We start from the raw sequence: 21,894 nt of genomic DNA, 5'->3' as shown, positions 1-21,894 counted from the left end.
AACCGGTCAATTGCAGAATCATGAACGGTTCTGCCGAATATTGGCCGCGCGTCGTTGACGGCCCCGCCCCGCCTTCCGTGCCGTCATCACGGGCACCGGCCCGTGTCTCACCCTCGACGACGGAACGGTGACGTTCCCCCTCGCCGCGTTCCGTCCGTAGGCCCCTCCCACAAGACGACCGGCGCCGAGCACCGCAGTCGCGGGCCCGGCGCCGGTCGCACGATCAGAGGCGTTAGTAGCCGCGCTCGACGTATTCGTCGATGCGCTCGGCCTCCGCGCCGACGGTCGTCTGATCCCCGTGGCCCGGCAGCACCTTCGTGGCCGGCGGCAGGTGGAAAATGACGTTACGCAGGGACTCGACGATCTGGTCGAAGTCGGAGTACTTGCGCCCCGTGGCGCCCGGGCCGCCATTAAAAAGCGTGTCGCCAGAGAGCAGCGCGTTCTCGTTCTTGATGTAGAGCACCACGCAGCCCGGCGAGTGACCCGGAGTGTGGAACACGACGACATCCTCACCGTCGATGGTGAAGGTCTGGTTGTCCGCGAGCGGCGTGTAGTGCGCGTCGCCGTTGGATTCTTCCCACAAGGGATGATCATCCGGGTGGAGGTACACCTCGACACCGTAATGCTCCGCAATCTCTGGGGCGAGCTCGCAGTGGTCGTTGTGGGCGTGGGTAAGGAGGATCCCACGCACGGGGCGGTCGCCGACCTCGTCGTAGATGCGCTCGGCGTTGTGAGCCGGGTCCACGATGTAGCAGCCACCCTTGCCGCCCAGGATGTAGACGTTATTGTCTACGTCCCACTCGTTGCCGTCGAGGCGGAACTTGCCAGAGGTAACAAAGGAATCGATCTTCATGGTCTACCTTTCTTCCTGAGTTTGGGTCGTTTACCCGCAGGATACCTAAAGCTCCACAACCGAGCGCAGGACCTTGCCCGCCTTCATCGTCGCGAAACCTTCCTCGACGTCGTCGAGACCAATGCGTTCAGAGACGAACTTATCCAGCGGGAACTTACCCGCCTGGAACAGTGCCGTGTAGGCCGGGAAATCGCGCTCAGGCAGGCAGTCGCCGTACCACGCCGGGCGGATGGAGCCGCCGCGGCCGTAGACGTCGATGGCCGGGATATCGATATGGTCGGTGAGGTTCGGTACGCCCACCATAACGAGGCGTCCTGCGAAGTCGCGCGAATAAAATGCCTGGCGCCAGGTGGGCTGGATGCCCACCGCGTCAATGGCGACGTCGGTGCCGAAGCCATCGGTGAGCTCACGGACGGCATCGATAACTTCTTGCTCCGACTTGCCCTTGGAATTGATGGTGTGGGTCGCGCCGAATTCCTTCGCGGTGGCGAGCTTTTCGTCATCAAGGTCCACCGCGATGATCTTCGCCGCGCCCGCGAGGTGCGCACCGGCCACCGCGGCCGTGCCCACGCCGCCGCAGCCGAAGACCGCGACGGACTCGCCGAGCTGCACATCGCCGGTGTTCACGGCAGCGCCGAGACCCGCCATGATGCCGCAGCCAAGCAGGCCTACCGCGGCCGGGTCAGCGCTCGGGTCGACCTTGGTGCACTGCCCCTCGTGGACGAGGGTCTTCTCCGCAAAGGCACCAATTCCCAGCGCCGGGGTGAGCTCCGTGCCGTCTTCGAGCGTCATCTTCTTCGACGCGTTATGGGTATTAAAGCAGTACTTCGGCTCACCCTTCTTGCATGCACGGCACTCGCCGCACACCGCGCGCCAGTTGAGGACAACGAAATCGCCGACCTCGACGTGGGTTACCGCGTCGCCCACGCGCTCCACGATGCCCGCGGCTTCGTGGCCGAGCAGGAACGGGAACGCGTCCTCGATATCGCCGTCGCGGTACGCCAAGTCCGTATGACAGACGCCGCAGGTCTGGATCTTGACAATAACGTCGTTGGCGCCTGGGCCCGGGATAACGACAGAGACGGTTTCCACTTTGGCGCCCTTCGAACGGGCGATGACTCCTTGTACAGTTTCACTCATGTGGCCCACTCTACTGATGGCCCAGGTCACATGCTGAAAATCGTTTTCGTCTCGAACCCGTGCCGCGCCGTGCGACGCGACGCGTGGGATAAGCTAAACCCCCATGAAGGGAATCATCCTCGCCGGCGGGTCTGGCACGCGGCTCTACCCCATCACCAAGGGCATCTCGAAGCAGCTCATGCCCATCTACGACAAGCCGATGGTCTACTACCCGCTCACCACGCTCATCCAAGCGGGCATCCGCGAGATCCTCATCATCACCACGCCCGAAGACCAGGCCGCGTTCCAACGTCTCCTCGGCGACGGCTCACAGTGGGGCCTCATGCTTGACTATGCCGTCCAGCCCCGCCCCGAAGGTCTCGCCCAGGCTTTCCTCATCGGCGAGGACTTCATCGGTGACGACGACGTCGCCCTCGTCCTCGGCGACAATATCTTTGACGGACACGGCTTCTCCTCCGCGCTCACGCACTGCCAACACCCCGACGGCGGCACCATCTTCGCCTACGAGGTCTCTGATCCCCAGCGCTACGGCGTCGTGGAGTTCGATGCCGAGGGCAACGCTCTGTCCATCGAGGAGAAGCCCGCAGCACCCAAGTCCAATTACGCGGTGGTGGGACTCTATTTCTATGACAACTCCGTTGTCGATATCGCCCGTTCCATCACACCCAGTGCCCGCGGGGAGCTCGAAATCACCGCCATTAATGAGGAATACCTCCGCCGTGGCCGCCTGCACGTCCAAACCATGCAGCGCGGCGACGTGTGGCTCGACACCGGCACCATCGACTCCATGAGTGAGGCCGCGTCCTACGTCGAGGTCCTCCAAAAGCGCACCGGCACCATCATCGGCTCACCCGAGGTCGCCGCATTCAGGGAAGGCTTTATCTCTCGCGAAGCCCTCGCTGCCCTAGCCGCACCCCTCCAGAAGTCCGGCTACGGGGACTATCTCCTCGCCTCCGCACGGGACGACTAACCACGCAACGCGCCCAGCCCACCAGTGGTCATTTTCCTTCGACCGATAGGGTTCCCTAGTACAGCCATAGGGTAAACACTCCGCAAACGTACACAAGGCGGACACACGTGGTGTCCGCCTTGAGCGATGTTGCTGTGGCCTTCTTTAAGGCCTGTCTTTAAGACGCAGCGACGACGTTAGCTACATGCTCGTGTCCGCGAGCATTGATGTGGATGGGCAGGTTGCCCGGGCCACCGCTGAAATCAATGAGGCCTGCCCACATGCGGTTGTTATCGCCGGCGCACATGCCGTTGTTACGCGTAGAAGGCTTCAGGTCGAGGAACTCCGTGCGCGTAGCTGCGGCAAGATCCACCTGCATCCACTGAGCCTTGTCCTCCCAGGAACGCACCTCGGGCAGCGCAGTAGCGTCAAGGACGCCACCGTTGACGTGGAACAAGCAGTAACGGTCGCCAGAGCCAATCGTCGGGTAGCCGACAATCTGAATGCGTGCGTTCGGGGCGGCAGCACGGATACGATTGACGATGGGCGCGTTGTAGGCCACCCAGCGGTTACGAATATCCTGCATACTCAACGAGCGATTGTTGTACGTGTCGTTGAAGCCGGTCGCGTAGATCACGCGCGAGGTGGCGCCAGTGAGGGCACCGGTGCGGATGGCTTCGTCGACCTGCGTGGACATCTGCGGGCCCGGGGCCATCGACACAGCACCAGAGCAGGAGAAGTCACGGACAGGGAGGCCAAGCTTCGCGCCCGCGCGCTTGGCAAAGTTAAAGGACTGCGGGCAATTCGTGCCAAGGGGGCTAGTGGAGCTCATCTTGGCACCCAGGTAGACATCGGCGCGCGGATCCGCAAGGACGGAGTCACCGAACGCAACGAGGTTGCGCTCCTGGGCGACGGCCTGCGGGGCAGCAACACCGAGTGAGACAGTCGCGAGGACTCCGGCAAGCGTCGCCGTGAGAGACTTCTTCAACGATTTCTTGGTAAAGAGCATGAGTTACTTCCCTGCTAGGTACTGGGACGGCTATGTTCCGAAACAAAACTACACTATATTGTCACACGAGTAACGTGCGCAACACTCCATCTGGTGAATGCAACGGTGCTTATGCCTACGGCGATAGTTAGATATACCCTGATTGACACCCGTAACTTTAATTAAAGGATGATCCCTCATGACCCTCTCGCTCTCTAGCGTGCCGTTCTATGCGAAGGCTTTCGGCGCTTTAGCGAAGACCCTCGTCAGCAGCGGCATCGTCAGCCCCGAGGGCGGACCGCGCGCCATGGCATCGCTGCCGGGAGTTCTTGCCCGTTACAGGTTCACCACCGCACGCGAGCTCGAGCAGGGCTACCTCACGTGCCCCGAGCGTATTGCTCTCATTGATGATGACGGTGCTTTGACCTACCGTCAGCTCCGAAACGATGCACGCACGTTTACGCGTCACTTGCGTCGCCACCACGGCGATGACATCCGCCTCGGCGTCATGGCCCGCAACGGCCGCGGCATCATCACGCCGCTTGGTGCAAAGGGCTACGCAGGTGCCACCATCTACCTGCTCAACATCGGCTCCTCTGCAGAGCAGCTGCTGGGCTCCATGGAAGAAAACCGCATCAATGTGCTCGTCGTCGACGATGAGTTCTTGCCGCGCGTGCCGAAGAACTACAGCCACGACCTCGAGCTCATCGTCGCCCACGAGGGCGACGGCGCAGCCGACCATGGCCTGACAACGCTGGACTCCATCGTCCGCCGCCCGGAGCTCGTTGCCGACGAGAAGCTGCCGGCGTTCCCTAAGCACGGCGATATCGTGCTCATGTCGTCCGGTACGACGGGCATCCCCAAGGGCATCATCCGCCCCGAGCCGAAGTTCCCGTTCGTGCTCAGCACCGTCATGGGCAACGTGCCGTGGCGCGCAGACCAAAAGATTCAACTCACCGCGTCGATCTTCCACACGTGGGGCTGGGCATGCCTCAACATCGCGCTGGGTGCACGCAACACCATCGTGACGCACCGCGTCTTCGACCCCGTCCAGTGCCTCGATGACATCCAGCGCTACCAGTTGGACGGCCTCATTTCTTCGCCTGTGTTCTACCGCCGCATGGTCGAGGCCGATCCTGAGGGCACGTATGACACGTCCTCCCTGCGCTTTATCTGCTCTTCCGGCCACGCACTCACGCCAACCCTCGTCGAGGAAACCATCGATCGCTTCGGCCCCATCCTCGCCAACATCTATGGCTCGACGGAGCTCACGCTCGCCGCAGCCGCGAATGCCGAGCAGGTTGCCTCGGATCCGACGCTCGCGGGTTCCGTCGCCACGGGCACACGCCTGAAGATCCTCGACAAGGATGGCAACGAGCTGCCGCGCGGCGAGGAAGGCGAGATCTACCTACATAACTCCATGACGCTCACGGGCTACACGAAGCCCGGCATGGAGGTCAAACGCGTGCAGGGTCTCGTGTCCATCGGCGACTTGGGCTACATCGACGAGGAGGGTTACCTCCACGTCGTGGGTCGCGCCGACAACATGATCATCGTGGGCGGCGAGAACGTCCACCCGGAGTCCGTCTCCGAGGTGCTGGAGTCCATGCCAGGCGTCCATGAGGTCTACTCCGGTGGCGTCGATGACGAGGACCTGTTCAAGCGCGTGGCAGTCTGGGTTGTCCGCACGAAGGACAAGCTGGGCGAGGCACTCACCGAAGACGCCATCCGCGAATTCGTCGAGGAGAACCTGGCGTCACATTCCGTCCCGCGTGACGTCCACTTCTTGGACCGCCTGCCGCGCAACCCCACCGGCAAGGTCGTGCCGCGCCTTCTGGGTTAGGCTTTCTGGACCGCATCCGGTACCACCCCCAGTCGCTTCGGCGACTGGGGTGTGCTCGTTTTTGTGCGCGGCGTGACACCGCGAAACCCCCAGCTAGAGAAGCTATCTAGGCTTTCTAGCTGGGGGTTTAGTGGAGCCGCCTGTGAGAATCGAACTCACGACCTTCTCATTACGAGTGAGATGCTCTACCGACTGAGCTAAGGCGGCACGCTGCATGTAACAGCGTGCATAAGCTTAGCGGACAACCGTCCCAGTTAAAAAATCGGGCCGGTCAACGGGCGCGGCAGGCTATGCGCAGGCGTCCTACCAGCCCGTTGAGCGCCATCGTGGGATCGAGGTTGACGAGCAAACGCTCGCGGCACAGGACAATGGCGTTCTGCGCCGCGACGAGGCCTTCCTCGCTCACGCGCGCGGCGAGATCGCCTGCGAGACCAGAGAAATCGGGGTGCGTGGCCTCCACCGCAGCGCCAACTTTAAGCATGAGCGCGTCGCGGTAGATACCCATGAGGTCAACCAAGGCGGTATCGAGCAAGTCGTATTGCGTACGCTTCTGGCGCGAGCGGCGCGCTGGCTCCCGTTTCTTGATCTCTTTCTTAATCTCGCTCTGCACCTTCGCCGCGCCCTTGCCCTTCGCGCCGGCGCCGAAGGCCATGGCGATTTCCTCGTCCTCCTTCGCGTTTTTGGCCTCGTTGATGGTCTTCGCCTCGTTGGTCACGTTGGTGATAAGCCGCGAGGCCGCGACAAAAGCGCCCGAGCCATGAAAGATGTCCTCGGCCAGGTTGATGGCCATGGTGCGGCGGCGCTGGGCGTCCGTATTCTGCACAAGCTGGCGTGCCCTGCCGACGTTGCGCAGGCTGGTGACGGCGGCGAGGCGGGCATCGGCAGGCGAGGCTCCTTCCGCAACGAGATCCTCGACGATCTGATCCACGGTCGGCGCAGGGATATAGAGGTGGCGGCAGCGCGAGCGCAGGGTCTGCGAGAAATCCTCCGGCGCCGTCGAGGGCGCGCACAAAATGAGTACCGTCGTCGACGAAGGCTCCTCGACGGTTTTGAGCAAGGAGTTGGCCGCGGAGTCCGTGAGACGATCCGCCTTGTCATAGATGACCACGCGCCACGGTGCGACGGTGGGACGCGTCGCGGCGTCACGGATCATGTCGCGCACGCCGTCGACGCCAATGGTGAGCCCCTCAGGGCGGATGAATACCAAGTCGGTGTGCCGTGGTTCCGGCCCAAGAATGCCGCGGCAGGTCTCGCACGTGCCGCAACCGCGACCGGGCTCCGCAGGACACATGAGCGCGGCCGCGAACGCCTGGGCCGCCAGCGCACGACCGGCGCCGGGCGGGCCGGTAAACAGCCAGGAATGCGTCATTGCACGAGGGTCGGTACCAGGCAAGCCATGCGCCGCGGCGGCCGCGGCGAGGATGGTGTCGCGGACCGAGGGGGCATCGGCAAGCCGGGCGGCGACAGAGAGATTTTCGGGGGAACTCACCCGCTCCAGCCTAGTAGAGTATGAAGTTATGAACAGACTCCTGCGCGCAGCCGGCTGGCTCCTGCACACCTCGTGGCCGAAATACGCGGCGCTGGTGCTGGGCGGCAATATCGCGGGAGCTATCGCCGTCATGCTGTTTGTGGTGGCGCTGCCCATGCCGGAAGTACGCGCATTCGCGGAACGCTTTGACAGCCTGTGGGCTATCGGCGTCGCTTACGTTGTCTTTGCCGTGCTCGTGGGCATGGTCGTGACGAGCTTTATTTTCCGGCCGGTCCTCGATTGGCAACGCAGTCCAGATACGCACGATCCCAACATGGTGCGCGGCTTGGTGCTGCGCATTCCTATCTATCAAGCGGGCGTGGCCGGACTCGTATGGGGCCTAGGCATCATGCTCACCGTCATCATTGCGGCGGCCGATTCCGGGCGGCTTGCGGTCATCATCGGGGTTTCGGGCGCGCTCGCGGCGATGCTCGTCTGCCTACTCACGTACCTGCAGGCAGAGAACCTCGTGCGTCCCATCGCGGCGGAAGCGCTCGCCCGCCGCTTTGAGGACTCCACGCTCGAGCCGCCCGTGAAGTATCGCCTCATCACGGCATGGATCATGACCTCAGGCGTGCCGCTCGTGGGCATCATCTTGCTCATGAGGGCGCGCTACGCCGGGTGGTTTGATGGGGACCTCTCCATTCTTATCGCGGGCCTCGCCGCCGCCGCACTCATCACGGGTTTTGCCGGCACGTATTTTTCCATGCACTCCGTCGTCGACCCCATCCTCGAGCTCCAGGACGCCATCCGGCGCGTGCGCCTGGGCGACAAGGGCGTCCAGGTCGATATCTACGACGGCTCGGAGCTGGGCGTGCTGCAGGCCGGCTTCAACGAGATGATGAAGGGCCTGGCCGAGCGCCAGCGCGTGCGCGATATCTTCGGCCGCTACGTCGGCACCGAAGTCGCCCAGCGCGCGCTCGAGGAAAAGCCGCAGCTCGGCGGCGAGGACCGCAAGGTCGCCGTCATTTTCGTCGACGTCATCGGCTCGACCACCTTCGCGGTCAACCACACCCCGGAGGAGGTCGTGGAGGCGCTCAATGAGTTCTTTGAGCGTGTCGTGGCTGTCGTGCACCGTAACAAGGGCATCATCAACAAGTTTCAGGGCGACGCGGCCCTGGCCATCTTCGGCGCGCCACTCACGGTCTACGACTCCACGTCGCTGGCACTGCAGGCCGCGCGTGAGCTACGCCTGGAGCTGCGCGATCTGGAGCTGCAGGCAGGCATCGGCGTCGTGGCTGGCCACGTGGTCGCAGGTCACATCGGCGGCGCGGACCGCTTTGAGTACACCGTCATCGGCGACGCGGTAAACGAAGCCGCGCGCCTCACGGAGCTCGCCAAGGACACCCCGGGCCGCGTGCTCACCAACGCTGCCACGCTCAAGACCGCGAACGAGGCGGAACAAGCCCGCTGGACGCTCATGAAGTCCATCGAGCTGCGTGGCCGCCGCCGCATGACGCAGCTCGCGCGCCCCATTCGCGCGACGCTCGCGGACCGTTCCTAGCCCGCACGAGCTGCCAAAATCCCCGCCGCACTCGACCATTTTCTACCGTTTTGGCAAGCCGCATGCCACGACAGTTCCCCACTAATTAGGTATGCTTAACGGCCATGAGTGCCGATAACCAGCCTGCCGATGCCCCCACTCGCCCACCCCGCATGCTCGTCCCCGACGTCGCACGCGGACTCGCTTTGCTGGGCATTGCGCTCGCCAACGCACCCACGGCGTGGTTCCTCGATGACGACACGACGGAGCGCGCCGACTACTTTGGCGGCGCCGTCTCTCGCGCGGATGACGCCGCAGTCCTCTTCACAGCGGTGACTTCTCACGTGCGCGGGCTGCCCATGTTCTCCACGCTGTTGGGCTTTGGCGTGGGCCTTATCGTCATGAGCCTGTGGCGCCGCGGCTTTCCCGTGGGGCGCACGCGCGCGGTGGTCGTGCGCCGCTACGCCTTCCTCGCGCTCTTCGGTGCCCTCCACGGCATCGTCCTCTTCCATGGCGACATCATGTTCTTCTACGGTGTGGCCGGCATTGTGCTCGGTTTGATCTTCACGTGGACCGATAAGGTGCTCATGAGGGTCGCGTTAGGCATGCTGTGCTTCTGGACGCTCATGGGAGTGAGCATGTCCATCGGCGCGTTCTTTGAACCGGAAGCACTGACGTTCGGCGGCGGCGCCTATACGCCTGCGGATACCTATCCCGCGATGCTCCTCAACAACCTGTCGTACTTCGCCTTCCAAGCCCTGTCCACCCCGTTCTTCCTCATCCAGCTCTTCCCGGTGATGATCATCGGCTTCGTGTGGGCGCGCCGCGGCACGCTCAGCGACGTCGCCGCGCACCGCCGTGAGCTTCTCATCTGGGCTGGCGTGGGCGTGGTCATCGCTGTGGGCATCGGCCTGCCCTGGGGCCTCAGCGCGCTCGGCATCGTCCCGGCAGACATGGAGCCGTTCTTTATGTTCCTCAACAATGCACTGGGCGTTTTCACCGGCCCCGGCATCCTGGCTGCCCTCGCGCTTCTCATCGACGGCGTCCAGCGCCGCGTGTGGGACGGCGCCGCCGCACCCGCCTGGTTGTCCATCCCCGCAGCGCTGGGCAAGCGCTCCATGAGCGGCTACCTCGTGCAGTCCCTCCTCTTCTTCATCGTCGCCAGCCCCTTCCTCTTCGGGCTCGACCTTGACGCGTTTGGCATGTCGATCATCGCCTTCTTCATCTGGGCCGCCACACTCGTGGGTGCCGCCGTACTCGAGGCGCTGGACAAACAGGGCCCCTTCGAGCACCTGCACCGCCGCCTGTCCTACGGTCCGACGGGCCGCGCGGAGCTTAGCGCGCCAGGCCGCGCATAAGCAGCAGCTTTCCAATGCCCCGCGTGGCGACCTCTGCCGCGTCCGCCACGCGCCAGGTCTTCTTGTCATTCCGCTCGCGCCACGCACGCAAGAAAGTGAGCGCCTCCGAGGCTGCGAGCAGATTGGCACCGTGGCTCAGCCCCGCGGCGGCCGGGCTTTGTGCGCGCAGCATTCCGTCATTCGCGAGCGCGACGAGCACCGCCGTGGACAGCGCCCCCACGCCCGTGGCGGTGCGCAGCGGGCCATCACTCACTGCTGCCTTGGACAAGCCAATTGCAGCAACGAGGCCACCCATGACGTAGCTCGCGGCGTCCCCGCGCGCGCCGCGCTGGCGCAGAAAGTTCGCATACGCGAGCTGACTGCTCACCACGCCGGCCGCGCCCCACGTCGTGGGATGGGCGAGGGAACGGTTCTTTTCTTCAACGCCGAGGCTCGCGGCCAATCCCGCGGCGACGATCTCCGGGTGGCGCTGCGGGTCCCCGTAGGCGGCGCCCACGGCGGCTGGCATGACGACCTCGATGGCACGCGTCCAGCGCCAGTCAAAGAGGCGGCCCCACGCGGGCAGCTCGATGGCGGCAAGTGCCGCGATCTTAGCGGGGCTGGTGAGAGCCTCCTCGAGCGCCGCGATGAGCGCTGCGACGCCCTCGTTGTTGCGGGCCCACAGGTCGGCCAGGACGGAGGAATTGGTGTTCTTCACGGTCATGACCGCCAGCCTACCGCGCAGCCACGACATGAGAGAGTGGGTCACCGCGGCACCGGTCGAAGACGCCAGCTGCGCGAAGAATTCAGAAGTATCTAGAAGTATCTAGAGGAATTTAGTTTTTTAGATAGTGCTAGATACTTCTAGATACTTTGAAATTCCGCAGGTCAAAGCGCCAGGATGAGAGCTCGCGAAGGACACGCGCGGGCACGCCGCCCACGACGGTATTCGCAGGGACGTCCTTGGTTACGACGGCGCGGGCGGCGATGACGGCGTTCTCGCCCACATGGATGTTCTTGCCAAAGTCGGCGGGAAGATGGTGAGCGAATCCGGAGCCGGGCGGCCGGTGAACTCGCCAAAGAGGGCGCGAACCTCCTCGGGCGCGTGAGAGCGGGAGTTGAGTTCCGCGCACACGCGCAGCGACTCTTGCGCCGCGACGTGCTGGAACTGCGCCTCGGGGCTACCAGCCGCGACGGGGCGGCCAGCGTCATCGTGGGCGAGAAAATCCTGTAATTCCATGACCTCCCAGACCACCCCGGCTAAGGTGACGGCTTACTTGGCAGCCTTGGTCGTCTTCTTCGTCGACTTTTTGGTTGCCTTCGAGGTCTTCTTGGTCGACTTCTTCGCAGCCTTGGAGGTCTTCTTGGCACCCTTCTTCGCCGCCTTCTTGCCGGCCTTCTTGCCAGCTTTCTTCGTGCCGCCGGCAGCTTCCTTAGCACGACGCTCGGAAAGTAGCTCGTTGGCGCGGGCGTCCGTGAGCTTTTCCGGATCGTCGCCGCGGCGCAGCGAGGCGTTCGTCGTGCCATCGGTGACGTACGGGCCAAAGCGGCCGTCCTTGACGGTCATCGGCTTGCCGGACACATCGTTGTTACCCAGCTGCTTGAGTGGCGGCTGCGCGGCTTGGCGGCCACGACGCTTGGGCTCGGCGTAGATGCGGCGGGCCTCGTCGAGGGTGATGGTAAACAGCTGCTCCTCGTTCGCGAGCGAGCGGGAGTCGTTGCCCTTCTTCAGGTACGGACCGTAGCGGCCGTTCTGCGCGGTGATGACCTCGCCGTCGTCGTCCGTGCCCACCTCGCGCGGCAGGCTGAGCAGCTTGAGGGCTTCCTCGAGGGTGACGCTGGCGGGCTCCATGGAGCTAAAGAGCGAGGCCGTGCCCGGCTTGAGTTTGTCGTCGATGTACTCGGCGACGCGCTTTTCTTTCTGCTTGGCGGCGGTCTTCGTCTCCCAGTTCTTGGCGCGCTTGCCCTCGGCGGCACGCTGAGCGTCCTCCTCAGCGCGCTCTTTGGCGACGATCTCCTCGGCTTCCTTCTCCGCGATGGCACGCTCGTCCTCGCGGACAACCTCGGTGACGTACGGGCCGAAGCGACCTTCCTTCGCCACGATCATGCGACCGTTGGCAGGGTTGGTGCCCAGCTCGCGGCCGCCCTGCGGCGTCGCGAAGAGCTTCTCAGCGAATTCCTCGGTGAGCTCGTCCGGGGTGACGGTCTCCGAGAGGTTCGCGCGCTGGTACTCGATGGTGCCGTCCGGGTTCGTGCCCACGGCGCGCTCGATATAGGGACCGTAGCGGCCGACGCGAACGAAGACGTCGCGACCCTCAGAGTCCGTGTAGAGCTTGAGCGAGTTCACCTGGCGGGCGTCAATGGCCTCAAGGTTAACGTCGATAAGCGACTTGAGGCCGCCGTGGCGCGCGATGGACGCGGCCTTTTCCTTGCTCGCCTCGGCGTTACCGAAGTAGAAACCGTTAAGCCACTCGGTGCGATCCTCGTTACCTGCGGCGATGGCGTCGAGCTCGTCCTCCATGGAGGACGTGAAGTCGTAGTCGACGAGCTCGCCAAAGTTGTTTTCCATCAGGCCGATGACGGCGAAGGCGACCCAGGACGGCACGAGCGCGTTGCCGCGCGAGAGCACGTAGCCGCGGTCCTGGATGGTCTTGATGATCGACGCATACGTCGACGGGCGGCCGATGCCCAATTCTTCCATCTTCTTCACCAGGCTGGCCTCGGTGTAGCGCGCCGGCGGATTGGTGGAGTGGCCGTCCGCGGTGACTTCCTTGGCACGGAGCTGGTCGCCCTCGTTCAAGTGCGGGAGGCGAGCCTCAGGCTCCTTGCCGCCCTTGCCCTTGCCATCCTTGGGCTTGGAGGGGGCATCGGCAAGCGCTTCGTACGCCTTGAGGAAGCCCGGGAAGGTGATGGTGCGGCCGGTGGCGGAGAACTCGACCTCTTCGCCAGTGGTCGATAGACCACTGATGGTGACCTTCATGGACGTGCCCTTGGCATCGGCCATCTGGCAGGCGACGGTGCGCTTCCAGATGAGGTCGTACAGCTTGAACTCCTCGGCGTCGAGCTGGCCCGCGAGCTGGCCCGGGGTCGCGAAATTCTCGCCGGCGGGGCGGATGGCCTCGTGGGCCTCCTGGGAGTTCTTCACCTTGCGGTCGTAGACACGCGGGGAATCCGCGACGTACTCAGCGCCGTAGATGCTCGAGGCCGCCGAACGTGCGGCGTTGAGGCCCTGCTGGGACAGCGCCGTGGAGTCGGTACGCATATAGGTAATGTGACCGTTCTCGTAGAGGCGCTGTGCGATGCGCATGGTGCGCTCCGAGGTGAAGTGCAGGCGGCGGCCGGCCTCCTGCTGGAGCGTCGAGGTCATAAACGGCGCATACGGCTTGCGGGTGTACGGCTTGTGCTCGACGTTGGCGACGTTCATGGTGCCGCCTTCAAGGCCCGCGGCGAGTTTTTCCGCCAGGGCCTTGTCCACGACGGTGACGTCGTCCGTCTTGAGCTGGCCACGATCGTCGAAGTCGCGGCCGAGCGCGACGCGGCGCCCTTCGACGGAGGTGAGGCGTGCCTCGAACTCCGTGGTGTCGCCGGACAGCGCGGCGAGCTTGGCGCCCAGGTCCCAATAGTCGGCGGAGATGAACGCCATGCGCTCGCGCTCACGCTCGACGATGACGCGGGTCGCAACGGACTGGACGCGGCCGGCGGACAGGCGCGGCATGACCTTCTTCCACAGCACCGGAGAGACCTCGTAGCCGTAGAGACGGTCAAGAATACGGCGGGTTTCCTGCGCGTCGATGAGGTTGACGTCTAGGTCACGGGTATTTTCCGCGGCTTCGAGGATGGCGGACTTGGTGATCTCGTTGAAGACCATGCGGCGCACCGGCACCTTGGGCTTGAGCACCTCGAGCAGGTGCCACGCGATGGCCTCGCCCTCGCGGTCCGGGTCTGTTGCGAGGTAGAGCTGGTCGCACTGCTTGAGCTTGGACTTAAGGTCCGCGACCTTCTTCTTCTTGTCTGGGGAGATGACGTAGAGCGGCGTGAAGTTGTCCTCGGGGTTGACGCCAAGGCGGGCCCAGGACTCTTTCTTATAGGCAGCCGGAACGTCGGCGGCACCGCGGGGAAGATCGCGGATGTGTCCGACGGAGGCCTCGACGATGTAGTGGTCGCCGAGATAAGGCTGAATCTTCTTCGCCTTCGTCGCCGACTCCACAATCACCAAGGTCTTTCCCTGGCCAGCTCCTGTTGCCACTTGTTGTTCATCCCTTTCGCTCGGACGCGCCGCCTTCTCCGTATGAAAAATCTTTAACAGTTTCCACCGAGAAAGGTCAATGGTTCCTTAGCGTACACATTTTCATAGCCGTGCAAACAATAGATCAAACAATACTGTATCTATTGGGTGCGCCACACTGTCCAACTGGACGCTCCCGCTCCCCTCCTAGGGGGAGAGTCCGAGCAACGAGAACCCGCCGCTCGGCACCGCGGACGCCGGTGGCTTCGGTGCCGCAGCATTTCCAGCCGTGCGCACCGGTGGCGGTGTTCTGGAAGCAGTGGCGCGCGGTGAGCACCCACCGATCGTTGAGGAGAGAACCGGTGCACGCCGCGCGCCCCGGGTAGCGCGTGGCACCCAGGAGGACCTGGGAGGTGGCCGAGTACATGGCCGGCGCGTTATGTCTCACCCCGCCCCGGGCGTCAAGCCCCGACGCGGCACCCAGCACGGCTGCCGACACGGCGCTTACCTGTACGGCGCTTACCTGCGCGAGAACGCCCGCGCGTGTGGCGCGTGTATTCTGCTGGGATAGGTCACGCGGCACTCGGCCGGCGTAGAAGCAGACGTAAAGGAGCGACATGGTCGACGCAGTCATGGGGTGGATTGAAACCCTCATGCTCACCGAGTGGATCTATCCCATCGTCGGCTCCATGATCTTCCTCGACTGTTTCATTCCCGTCATGCCCTCCGAGGTCCCGCTCAACATGGTGGGCGCGTGGGCCGGCTCGCAGGGCGTGCCGCACATCCCGACCATGTTCTTCGTCGCGGTGGGCTGCGCCATGCTGGGCGATAACCTCTGTTACGCCTTGGGCGGGCGGCTCATGCCACTCATCAACCGCGCGCAGAAGGGCTCCAAGCCTTATGAGGCGCTCCAGTGGGCTAAGCGCAATATGCGCCGCGGTGCCGGTGCCGCCATCATCATCGCGCGTTTTATCCCCTCGGCCCGCCTGTTTATGACGATCTTCCTCGGCGCCATGCGCTACTCGTGGCCGATGTTCTTCTTCTTCGACACCATCGGCGTCATGCTCTGGGCCGCCCAGGCGCTGGCCGTGGGCTACCTCGGCGGCGTCCTCTTCGGAGGCAATCCCGCCATCGCCATGATCATCTCCATCATCGCCGCCTTCGCCTTGGGCTGGGCGCTACAGAAGGCCCAGAATTCCATCGCCAACTGGTGGGACACGCGCCGTGGCTTCGCGGAGACGCCCTAAACGACAACAACCGCCCTCCCCGAAGGGAAGGCGGTTGTTGTCAAAGAGTCTTAGAGCGCGGTGACGTTCTGAGCCTGCGGGCCCTTCTGGCCCTCGCCCACCTCGAACTCAACCTTCTGGTTCTCTTCGAGGGAGCGGAAGCCCTTGCCCTGGATCTCGGAGTAGTGGACGAAGACGTCAGCAGAGCCGTCGTCCGGCGCGATGAAGCCAAAGCCCTTCTCTGCGTTGAACCACTTTACAGTTCCCTGTGCCATAATATTTTCCTTCTTTCGGAATGGGTGAAACCGGTCGACGCCGAACTCCCGAATTCCGGGTGCTCGCCTTTGTGAAGCCTTTTACCTGCGAGCACTTATTACAACACTGCACTTAAAGGGGCGTCAGCCTTATGCCCTAGTGTGCCAGGTTATGGGCTACAGCGATAGGCTAAGGGAAGATTAATGGACAAAAGGGGGTGGCATGACGGCTTCTAACCCGCTCGGTGACGAGCTCATGGCCCTGCTCACAGCACGTTTTCCCGAATCCGAGGCTACCCACGTCGAAACTCTGCCGCCGCGAGAATCACAGCATGCGGCCTGGCCCAGCTGGGTCCTTCCGGCGCTCCGAGCAAAGCTTGTCGATGCCTCCATTTCCGCACCGTATGCTCACCAAGCTCAGCTTGCCGATGCCGCCTGGGCCGGCCGCGATGCCGTCATCGCCACTGGCACATCCTCGGGCAAGTCCCTGGGCTACCAGCTCCCCATCTTGACGCGCTTAGCGGAGGATTCCACGACCTGCGCGCTCTACCTCACGCCCACCAAGGCGCTGGGCTCAGACCAGCTCCATGCCGTGATGAACCTCGTCCAGGGCATCCCGGAGCTGCGCGGCGTGGCACCCGCGCCCTATGACGGGGATACCCCGCAGGAGGCCCGCGCTGGCATTCGCGACCACTCGCGGTTTATCTTTACGAACCCGGACATGCTCCACATGTCCCTGCTCGCCGCGCACCAACGCTGGGCGCGCGTGCTGCGCCATCTCGAGTTCATCGTCATCGACGAATGCCACTCCTACCGCGGGGTCTTCGGCGCGAATGTCGCGCTCGTGCTCCGCCGTCTGCTGCGACTGTGCGAGCACTACGGTGCGCACCCCGTCGTGTTGCTCGCTTCGGCGACGATGAAGGACCCGGCGCGCCACGCCGCGCGCCTTACGGGGCGTCCCGCCGCGGACTTCGTGGAGGTCACCGAGGACGGTGCGCCCACGGGCGCACGCACCGTCGCGCTCTGGGAGCCGGGGTTCGTTGAGGGCGCCGAGGGCCAGAACGGCGCACCCGTGCGCCGCGCCGCGACGACGGAGGCGGCCGGAATCATGGCCACACTCATCGCGGAAGGCGCGCGCACGCTCACCTTCGTGCGCTCGCGACGCAACGCGGAGATGGTCTCGTTGCGCACGCAGGAGGAACTCTCCGGACGCCTGGGCCGGCCGGACTTCGCACAGCGCATCGCCGCCTACCGCGCAGGCTACCTGGCCGAAGACCGCCGCGCGTTGGAAAAGTCCCTCGACGATGGCTCGCTGCTGGGCGTGGCGACGACGTCGGCGCTCGAGTTGGGCATCGACGTGGGCGGCCTCGATGCCGTCGTCACCGCGGGCTTCCCGGGCACGGTGGCGAGTTTTTGGCAGCAGGCCGGCCGCGCCGGACGCCGCGGCCAGGGCTCCCTCGTGGTCCTCGTCGCGCGCGATGAGCCGATGGATACCTACCTCGTCCACCACCCAGAGGCGCTGCTCGGACGCCCCGTGGAGGCGAGCGTCTTCAATCCTGAGAATCCGTATATCCTCTACGGCCACGTCTACTGCGCGGCCATCGAAAAGCCTCTCCAACCCGCGGATATCGAGGCGTGGGGCGCAGAGGGCGTTGTCCGCGCGCTCGAAGCCGACGGGCTCATTCGCCGCCGCGAGCGCGGCTGGTTCGCCGTACCCTTGCCGGCCGGATCCTCGCCGGTGACCCCGGAGAACGCCCACGCGCAGGTCTCGCTGCGCGGCGGCTCAGGCGAGGAAGTCATGATCGTCGACCACACCACGGGCCGGTTGCTCGGCACCATCGACGCCGCCCGCGCCGCTGGCCAGGTCCATCCCGGCGCGGTCTACTTGCACCTGGGAGAGTCCTACGTGGTCGACGAACTCGACTTCGGCAATTACGTGGCGCTCGTGCATCCGGAGATCCCGAATTACACGACGCAGCCGCGCTCGACGACGGATATCCGGATTCTCTCGCAGGCCGATGGTCTCGTGAATTACTCACCTGGCCTGTGGGTCGCCAACCTCGAGGTCGAGGTCACCGATGCCGTGACCGGCTATCAGGTGCGTTTCCCCGATGGAACGGTGGGCGACGACATCCCGCTCGACATGCCGGAGCAGACCCTGCGCACGCGCGCAGTGGCCTACACCATCGATCCGCTGGTGCTCGCGGAGCTGGGTATCAACGCCGCCGCCATCCCCGGCACGCTGCACGCGGCGGAGCACGCCGCCATTGGTCTGCTGCCGCTCATCGCGACGTGCGACCGCTGGGACATCGGCGGCGTGTCCACGGCACTGCACATGGACACGCAGCTGCCCACGGTCTTCGTCTACGACGGCCACCCCGGCGGCGCGGGCTTCGCGGATGAGGGCTTCCGCCGCTTCCCCGAGTGGATCGAGGCCACCTACGAGGCCGTGCGCTCCTGCCCGTGCGAGTCCGGCTGTCCCTCGTGCGTCCAGTCGCCCAAGTGCGGCAACGGCAACAACCCGCTCGATAAGGCGGGCGCCATCGAGCTGCTTGGTGCCTTGGTCGCCATGACAGCCAACGGGCCTGTCGAGCCCGAGCCGGTCGATGAGGCACCGCCTGAGGACTAGCCGCGAGGCCGGGTTTTAGAGCGGCCCGGCACGAGCACGCGCCTCGGAGCCGCGCACGGTCGCGGTGAGCACGACGTCCGCGCCCTCCACTGCGCACACGGCAATCCTCGCGCCGTTGCGCTCGGCGATATCCGCGGCGACCGCGCAGCCATCCTCGCCGCGATAGACGGCAAAGGCCCCGGCCACCGCAGCGACATCGGCGGCGACCTGGGCCTCATGACGTGCAACGACGACGGAGGCGAGGCCCGCCACGGTGAGCAGCAGACCCGTGAGCGCCGCGATGACGCCCGCCGTGACGACGCTCGCTGAGCCGCGATCGTCCGCCAGGATGTCGCGCCACTTCACGGCGCCTCCTGTGGGAAGACCGCGGTGGCGCTCACCTCGCCCAGCGGCGCCGGGATGGTGGCCGTGACTGTCATGAATCCACCCGCTTCCGAGGTCGCGATGGTGCCCCGCGTTGGCTCGAATTCCAGCCCGATGGCCACCGAACGCGCGGCTGCGCCAGCGGTGTCCACGGCGGCGAGATACGAGCCCAGCGTGGCGATGGCACCGACGAGGGCGATGAGCACGATGACCAGGCTCGACATGCCGAGAGCGGCCTCGACGCTCACCGAGCCACGGTCACTCGTGAGCAGCGCTGCGAGGCGGATCTTCACACGGTCACGGCGTGCCATTAGCCGGGGGTGTTGCTCAGGGCATCGGTGAGGATGGATTCGAACGCCTCGCTCACCCCGCCATTATTAATGACGAGGTAGAGCACCCCGGCGAGTGCTGCCGCGGCGACTGACCCCATGGCATATTCGATGGTCGACATTCCCTGGTCGTTGCCAAGCAGAGCGCGCACGCGGCGGTGTACTGCCTGACGGATTCGGACGTGATGGTTCAACATGATGGATTCCTTATTCGATGAGTTGGTGTGTGATGGGTTGGTTGTTTAGAGCATCTGCGCGCTGAGACTCACCACGATGGGCACGAGCCCCAGCACGATAAAAGCGGGTAAGAAACACAGCGCGAGCGGGAGGGAGATGAGCACTCCGGCGCGCTCGGCGCGAGCGGTGGCGGCATCGGCGGCATCGGCACGCAATGCCGCCGCCAGCCGCGTGCATCCTGGTACGATGGATGCACCTGAGTTCTGCGACATGACCACGAGCCCCGCCAGCTCCTCGAGCCCCGGGACGGCACGCAGCGGTTCCCATGCGCGCGCCGCCGGAACGCCCAGGCCCAGGCGGGCTGCCGTCGCTGTCCATGCGGATCGCGCGGCAGGGTGTGCCACGGTGGCGACCGCAGCCGCGGCCCCGGCTGGGCCCAACCCGGCGCGCAGGCACGCCGCGAAGAGTTCGATGTCGAAGGCCGCCCCGATATGGTCAGGTGTCGGTTGCGAAGCGAAGCGCCGTATCCACGCCGGGCCATCTCGTGGTCGCTTGGGGTTAGACCGCGCGGCATCCTCGACGGTGAGCGCCAAAGCCGCGGCAGCGAGGAGGATAAAGCTCAGCGTCATGACGCCGCCTTCCGCAGGAGTGTGCGCGACCAGATAAAGCCGCCACATACGAGGGCCACGCCGACGACGAGGAGGATGCCGCCGAGCCCACCGCCGAGAAGGAACCCCAAGGGATTGGCACCCATGACAACGCCCATGCCGATGCCCGCGAGCGGCAGACACGTGAGCACCACCGCGGTGGACTGCGGTCCCTGGAGTTGCGCCGTCGTCGCAGCAGCATGGCGGCGCCGAGCATCGAGGCGTTGTTGGGCGCGCTCTGCTAGCTCCGCGAGCGGGATGCCGTGGCGCTCCCCCAGCTCGACGAGATCCGCAAACTCGGTCACTGGACCGTCCTTGTCTTCCCCGGCGCGCAGCGACTGGGAGACGGTGCCGCCCCGCACAGCGACATAGCCTGCGGTGCGCAACACGCGGCGAAGAGCACCGGCGGTCTCGGGCAACCGATCTGCTGCGTGGACGAGCGCGAAAGGAAAGCTGCTCCCTGCGCGCAGCTCTGCCGTGACAGTGCCCAGGTAGCCCGCCATGGTCTCTTCCGTCCGCCGCTGCGCGCGGGTCCGCACGATATCGCGGACGACCCAGGCGGTAGTCGCACCGGCCATGAGCAGAGCAGCGACGATGCTCAGCCGGCCGAGTGCCACAGCCAGTCCCACCATGCCTACTGTCGCCGGAATGAGGACGAGCCGCAGGCTGCGTGTAGGGTGCGCGCCGGGACGCTCAGCCGTTCCCGGCGCGCCCACTGCGACGGCCGCGGCAGCACACAACAACGCGATAGTCATGGCGCCTCCTTGTGCGCGCCGTCCACGAGGCGAAGGAAATCCTCGAAGCCCGGCTGCGGTCCCTCGGAAGAACTCCACACCACCTGGGCGGTGACAGGATTGCCGGTGAGCAGCCCAATCTGCGCGATCTCCCGTACCCCGTCCGCGCGACGATGCATAGCCAGCACCACGTGGACGGCGGCGGCGAGCTGGGAGTGCAAGCCCACGCGGTCGAGACCACCCAGCGCAGCGAGAGCTTCCATGCGCGCCGGGACCTCGTGGAGCGAGTTGGCATGCAAGGTGCCGGCGCCGCCATCGTGCCCCGTGTTGAGGGCCGCGAGCAGGTCAACAACCTCGGCGCCGCGAATCTCACCGACCACGATACGGTCGGGTCGCATGCGCAGCGCCTGCCTGAGCAGCAGCGACATGGAAATTTCACCGCGCCCTTCCGCGTTGGCGCGCCGGGCTACAAGGCTCACCACATGCGGATGCTGCGGCGCAAGTTCCGTCGTGTCCTCAATGATGAGCACGCGTTCGGTCGCCGGAGCTTGTGCGAGCAGCGCGGAAAGCAGCGTGGTCTTACCCGAGCCTGTGCCGCCGATGACGAGAAAAGACACACGGGCGGCGACGAGCTCGCGGAGGTGCACCGCAATGTCGCTGGGCACAGCGCCGCGCTCGACGAGCGAGTCGAGGCTCACCTGAGCCTGGCGTAGAACGCGCAGGCTCAGATGCGGGCCGCCCACCGCTGGTGGCGACAGCAACGCGTGGATGCGCACCATCGTGCCGTCGGGGCGAGGAAGCCGGCCATCGGCGCACGGCTGTGCATCATCGAGGCGCGCACCCGCCGCGATGGCCAACCGCGTAGCGAGGCGCCGGAGCTCTTCTTCGTCGGAAAAGCGCACGGAGCTGAGCTCTAACCCGGAACCGCGGTCGATAAAGACGCGCTCAGGCCCATTGACCACAACGTCAGTGACCGCTGGCTGCGCGAGCAGCGGCTCGAGGACACCGAGCCCTGCAGTGTCGTGCCGGAGCGTTCGGAGAATATCGAGCAGATCGACGTCCGAGATAACTCCTGCCTCGGCGCGCACGCGGCGGGCGAGCGCGGCAGCATCGTGCGCAAGGTCTGGTTCAGCCGCGAGGATGTGCTGGAGGCGCTCCGACAACTCGGAAGGGGTCGTTATCTGGCCGT

Annotated in this window: 21 protein-coding genes and 1 tRNA gene; 6 read left to right on the top strand and 16 right to left on the bottom strand. The window is 65.0% G+C overall.

The features are described 5' to 3' along the window. Window positions 1–232: 232 nt before the first annotated feature. Together HMPREF0307_RS06145 and HMPREF0307_RS06140 are read right to left on the bottom strand one after the other, a co-directional pair. On the bottom strand, window positions 233–853 hold the full coding sequence (locus tag HMPREF0307_RS06145; protein ID WP_066489452.1) for an MBL fold metallo-hydrolase: 621 nt from the start codon (window positions 851–853) through the stop codon (window positions 233–235). 45 nt (window positions 854–898) lie between these two features. Next, window positions 899–1,993: an S-(hydroxymethyl)mycothiol dehydrogenase gene (locus HMPREF0307_RS06140; RefSeq protein WP_066489448.1), complete on the bottom strand. Its 1,095-nt coding sequence runs from the start codon at window positions 1,991–1,993 to the stop codon at window positions 899–901. Window positions 1,994–2,096: 103 nt separating this feature from the next. Here HMPREF0307_RS06140 and rfbA point away from each other — a divergent pair, with 103 nt between their 5' ends. Beyond that, on the top strand, window positions 2,097–2,963 hold the full coding sequence (gene rfbA / locus HMPREF0307_RS06135; RefSeq protein ID WP_066489445.1) for a glucose-1-phosphate thymidylyltransferase RfbA: 867 nt from the start codon (window positions 2,097–2,099) through the stop codon (window positions 2,961–2,963). 157 nt (window positions 2,964–3,120) lie between these two features. On the opposite strand, the gene HMPREF0307_RS06130 is transcribed toward rfbA, so the two are convergent. Next, the gene (locus HMPREF0307_RS06130) at window positions 3,121–3,951 is read right to left on the bottom strand and encodes a GDSL-type esterase/lipase family protein (protein ID WP_066489441.1); all 831 of its coding nucleotides are present in this window, start codon (window positions 3,949–3,951) and stop codon (window positions 3,121–3,123) included. A 178-nt stretch (window positions 3,952–4,129) separates the two neighbouring features. Here HMPREF0307_RS06130 and HMPREF0307_RS06125 point away from each other — a divergent pair, with 178 nt between their 5' ends. Further along, complete coding sequence (locus HMPREF0307_RS06125; RefSeq protein ID WP_066489438.1) at window positions 4,130–5,773, top strand: AMP-binding protein; 1,644 nt, start codon at window positions 4,130–4,132, stop codon at window positions 5,771–5,773. Between the two features lie 131 nt (window positions 5,774–5,904). On the opposite strand, the gene HMPREF0307_RS06120 is transcribed toward HMPREF0307_RS06125, so the two are convergent. Further along, window positions 5,905–5,980, bottom strand: a tRNA-Thr gene (locus HMPREF0307_RS06120). Between the two features lie 64 nt (window positions 5,981–6,044). Next, window positions 6,045–7,262, bottom strand: coding sequence for a DNA polymerase III subunit delta' (locus HMPREF0307_RS06115; protein WP_231725074.1), 1,218 nt, complete (start codon window positions 7,260–7,262; stop codon window positions 6,045–6,047). Window positions 7,263–7,290: 28 nt separating this feature from the next. On the opposite strand from HMPREF0307_RS06115, the gene HMPREF0307_RS06110 reads away from it, so the two are divergent. Next, the gene (locus HMPREF0307_RS06110) at window positions 7,291–8,805 is read left to right on the top strand and encodes an adenylate/guanylate cyclase domain-containing protein (RefSeq protein ID WP_066489434.1); all 1,515 of its coding nucleotides are present in this window, start codon (window positions 7,291–7,293) and stop codon (window positions 8,803–8,805) included. 104 nt (window positions 8,806–8,909) lie between these two features. Beyond that, complete coding sequence (locus tag HMPREF0307_RS06105) at window positions 8,910–10,142, top strand: DUF418 domain-containing protein (protein WP_156435910.1); 1,233 nt, start codon at window positions 8,910–8,912, stop codon at window positions 10,140–10,142. On the opposite strand, the gene HMPREF0307_RS12550 is transcribed toward HMPREF0307_RS06105, so the two are convergent. From HMPREF0307_RS12550 to HMPREF0307_RS06090, 4 genes are all read right to left on the bottom strand, one after another. Beyond that, the gene (locus HMPREF0307_RS12550) at window positions 10,120–10,845 is read right to left on the bottom strand and encodes a hypothetical protein (RefSeq protein WP_082723256.1); all 726 of its coding nucleotides are present in this window, start codon (window positions 10,843–10,845) and stop codon (window positions 10,120–10,122) included. The genes HMPREF0307_RS06105 and HMPREF0307_RS12550 overlap by 23 nt on opposite strands. Before the next feature lie 243 nt (window positions 10,846–11,088). Beyond that, window positions 11,089–11,361, bottom strand: coding sequence for a hypothetical protein (locus tag HMPREF0307_RS06100; protein WP_197418392.1), 273 nt, complete (start codon window positions 11,359–11,361; stop codon window positions 11,089–11,091). 33 nt (window positions 11,362–11,394) lie between these two features. Continuing rightward, window positions 11,395–14,367, bottom strand: coding sequence for a type I DNA topoisomerase (gene topA, locus HMPREF0307_RS06095; RefSeq protein WP_066489428.1), 2,973 nt, complete (start codon window positions 14,365–14,367; stop codon window positions 11,395–11,397). A gap of 124 nt (window positions 14,368–14,491) precedes the next feature. Then, complete coding sequence (locus HMPREF0307_RS06090; RefSeq protein ID WP_181734564.1) at window positions 14,492–14,980, bottom strand: trypsin-like serine protease; 489 nt, start codon at window positions 14,978–14,980, stop codon at window positions 14,492–14,494. On the opposite strand from HMPREF0307_RS06090, the gene HMPREF0307_RS06085 reads away from it, so the two are divergent. Beyond that, entirely contained in the window at window positions 14,964–15,593 is a 630-nt protein-coding gene (locus HMPREF0307_RS06085; RefSeq protein WP_066489423.1) for a DedA family protein, read from the top strand. The two genes, HMPREF0307_RS06090 and HMPREF0307_RS06085, sit on opposite strands and share 17 nt — an antisense overlap. Before the next feature lie 50 nt (window positions 15,594–15,643). Here HMPREF0307_RS06085 and HMPREF0307_RS06080 read toward each other — a convergent pair whose 3' ends face one another. Beyond that, complete coding sequence (locus HMPREF0307_RS06080) at window positions 15,644–15,847, bottom strand: transcription antiterminator/RNA stability regulator CspE (protein ID WP_066489419.1); 204 nt, start codon at window positions 15,845–15,847, stop codon at window positions 15,644–15,646. A gap of 202 nt (window positions 15,848–16,049) precedes the next feature. On the opposite strand from HMPREF0307_RS06080, the gene HMPREF0307_RS06075 reads away from it, so the two are divergent. Further along, window positions 16,050–18,455 carry a DEAD/DEAH box helicase gene (locus tag HMPREF0307_RS06075; RefSeq protein WP_066489416.1) on the top strand — a complete coding sequence of 802 codons (2,406 nt, stop codon included), beginning with the start codon at window positions 16,050–16,052 and terminating at the stop codon, window positions 18,453–18,455. A 15-nt stretch (window positions 18,456–18,470) separates the two neighbouring features. On the opposite strand, the gene HMPREF0307_RS06070 is transcribed toward HMPREF0307_RS06075, so the two are convergent. From HMPREF0307_RS06070 to HMPREF0307_RS06045, 6 genes are read right to left on the bottom strand one after another with little or no spacing between them, the layout of a single operon-like run. Beyond that, complete coding sequence (locus HMPREF0307_RS06070) at window positions 18,471–18,800, bottom strand: Rv3654c family TadE-like protein (RefSeq protein ID WP_066489413.1); 330 nt, start codon at window positions 18,798–18,800, stop codon at window positions 18,471–18,473. Further along, window positions 18,797–19,129, bottom strand: a complete 333-nt coding sequence (locus HMPREF0307_RS06065) for a hypothetical protein (protein WP_066489411.1) — start codon at window positions 19,127–19,129, stop codon at window positions 18,797–18,799. The genes HMPREF0307_RS06070 and HMPREF0307_RS06065 overlap by 4 nt, the downstream gene beginning before the upstream one ends. Continuing rightward, the gene (locus HMPREF0307_RS06060) at window positions 19,129–19,344 is read right to left on the bottom strand and encodes a DUF4244 domain-containing protein (RefSeq protein ID WP_066489406.1); all 216 of its coding nucleotides are present in this window, start codon (window positions 19,342–19,344) and stop codon (window positions 19,129–19,131) included. Before HMPREF0307_RS06060 ends, HMPREF0307_RS06065 begins: the two co-directional genes overlap by 1 nt. A 45-nt stretch (window positions 19,345–19,389) precedes the next feature. Next, complete coding sequence (locus tag HMPREF0307_RS06055; RefSeq protein ID WP_070539261.1) at window positions 19,390–19,953, bottom strand: type II secretion system F family protein; 564 nt, start codon at window positions 19,951–19,953, stop codon at window positions 19,390–19,392. Further along, window positions 19,950–20,726 carry a type II secretion system F family protein gene (locus tag HMPREF0307_RS06050; RefSeq protein ID WP_066489398.1) on the bottom strand — a complete coding sequence of 259 codons (777 nt, stop codon included), beginning with the start codon at window positions 20,724–20,726 and terminating at the stop codon, window positions 19,950–19,952. Before HMPREF0307_RS06050 ends, HMPREF0307_RS06055 begins: the two co-directional genes overlap by 4 nt. After that, on the bottom strand, window positions 20,723–21,886 hold the full coding sequence (locus HMPREF0307_RS06045) for a TadA family conjugal transfer-associated ATPase (protein WP_066490359.1): 1,164 nt from the start codon (window positions 21,884–21,886) through the stop codon (window positions 20,723–20,725). Before HMPREF0307_RS06045 ends, HMPREF0307_RS06050 begins: the two co-directional genes overlap by 4 nt. Between the last annotated feature and the right edge of the window lie 8 nt (window positions 21,887–21,894).

This window comes from Corynebacterium sp. DNF00584, from assembly GCF_001552965.1.
In the GTDB taxonomy this organism is placed as follows: domain Bacteria; phylum Actinomycetota; class Actinomycetes; order Mycobacteriales; family Mycobacteriaceae; genus Corynebacterium; species Corynebacterium phoceense.
Note: the sequence above shows the minus strand (reverse complement) of the source record. Positions and strands in the feature narration are given on the sequence as shown.

Bases quoted from the DNA above. Each gene is read 5' to 3' on its own strand.
- HMPREF0307_RS06145 (WP_066489452.1), bottom strand. From the start codon at position 853: ATGAAGATCGATTCCTTTGTTACCTCTGGCAAGTTCCGCCTCGACGGC.
- HMPREF0307_RS06140 (WP_066489448.1), bottom strand. From the start codon at position 1,993: ATGAGTGAAACTGTACAAGGAGTCATCGCCCGTTCGAAGGGCGCCAAA.
- rfbA (WP_066489445.1), top strand. From the start codon at position 2,097: ATGAAGGGAATCATCCTCGCCGGCGGGTCTGGCACGCGGCTCTACCCC.
- HMPREF0307_RS06130 (WP_066489441.1), bottom strand. From the start codon at position 3,951: ATGCTCTTTACCAAGAAATCGTTGAAGAAGTCTCTCACGGCGACGCTT.
- HMPREF0307_RS06125 (WP_066489438.1), top strand. From the start codon at position 4,130: ATGACCCTCTCGCTCTCTAGCGTGCCGTTCTATGCGAAGGCTTTCGGC.
- HMPREF0307_RS06110 (WP_066489434.1), top strand. From the start codon at position 7,291: ATGAACAGACTCCTGCGCGCAGCCGGCTGGCTCCTGCACACCTCGTGG.
- HMPREF0307_RS06105 (WP_156435910.1), top strand. From the start codon at position 8,910: ATGAGTGCCGATAACCAGCCTGCCGATGCCCCCACTCGCCCACCCCGC.
- HMPREF0307_RS12550 (WP_082723256.1), bottom strand. From the start codon at position 10,845: ATGACCGTGAAGAACACCAATTCCTCCGTCCTGGCCGACCTGTGGGCC.
- HMPREF0307_RS06100 (WP_197418392.1), bottom strand. From the start codon at position 11,361: ATGGAATTACAGGATTTTCTCGCCCACGATGACGCTGGCCGCCCCGTC.
- HMPREF0307_RS06085 (WP_066489423.1), top strand. From the start codon at position 14,964: ATGGTCGACGCAGTCATGGGGTGGATTGAAACCCTCATGCTCACCGAG.
- HMPREF0307_RS06090 (WP_181734564.1), bottom strand. From the start codon at position 14,980: ATGACTGCGTCGACCATGTCGCTCCTTTACGTCTGCTTCTACGCCGGC.
- HMPREF0307_RS06080 (WP_066489419.1), bottom strand. From the start codon at position 15,847: ATGGCACAGGGAACTGTAAAGTGGTTCAACGCAGAGAAGGGCTTTGGC.
- HMPREF0307_RS06075 (WP_066489416.1), top strand. From the start codon at position 16,050: ATGACGGCTTCTAACCCGCTCGGTGACGAGCTCATGGCCCTGCTCACA.
- HMPREF0307_RS06065 (WP_066489411.1), bottom strand. From the start codon at position 19,129: ATGGCACGCCGTGACCGTGTGAAGATCCGCCTCGCAGCGCTGCTCACG.
- HMPREF0307_RS06060 (WP_066489406.1), bottom strand. From the start codon at position 19,344: ATGTTGAACCATCACGTCCGAATCCGTCAGGCAGTACACCGCCGCGTG.
- HMPREF0307_RS06055 (WP_070539261.1), bottom strand. From the start codon at position 19,953: ATGACGCTGAGCTTTATCCTCCTCGCTGCCGCGGCTTTGGCGCTCACC.
- HMPREF0307_RS06050 (WP_066489398.1), bottom strand. From the start codon at position 20,726: ATGACTATCGCGTTGTTGTGTGCTGCCGCGGCCGTCGCAGTGGGCGCG.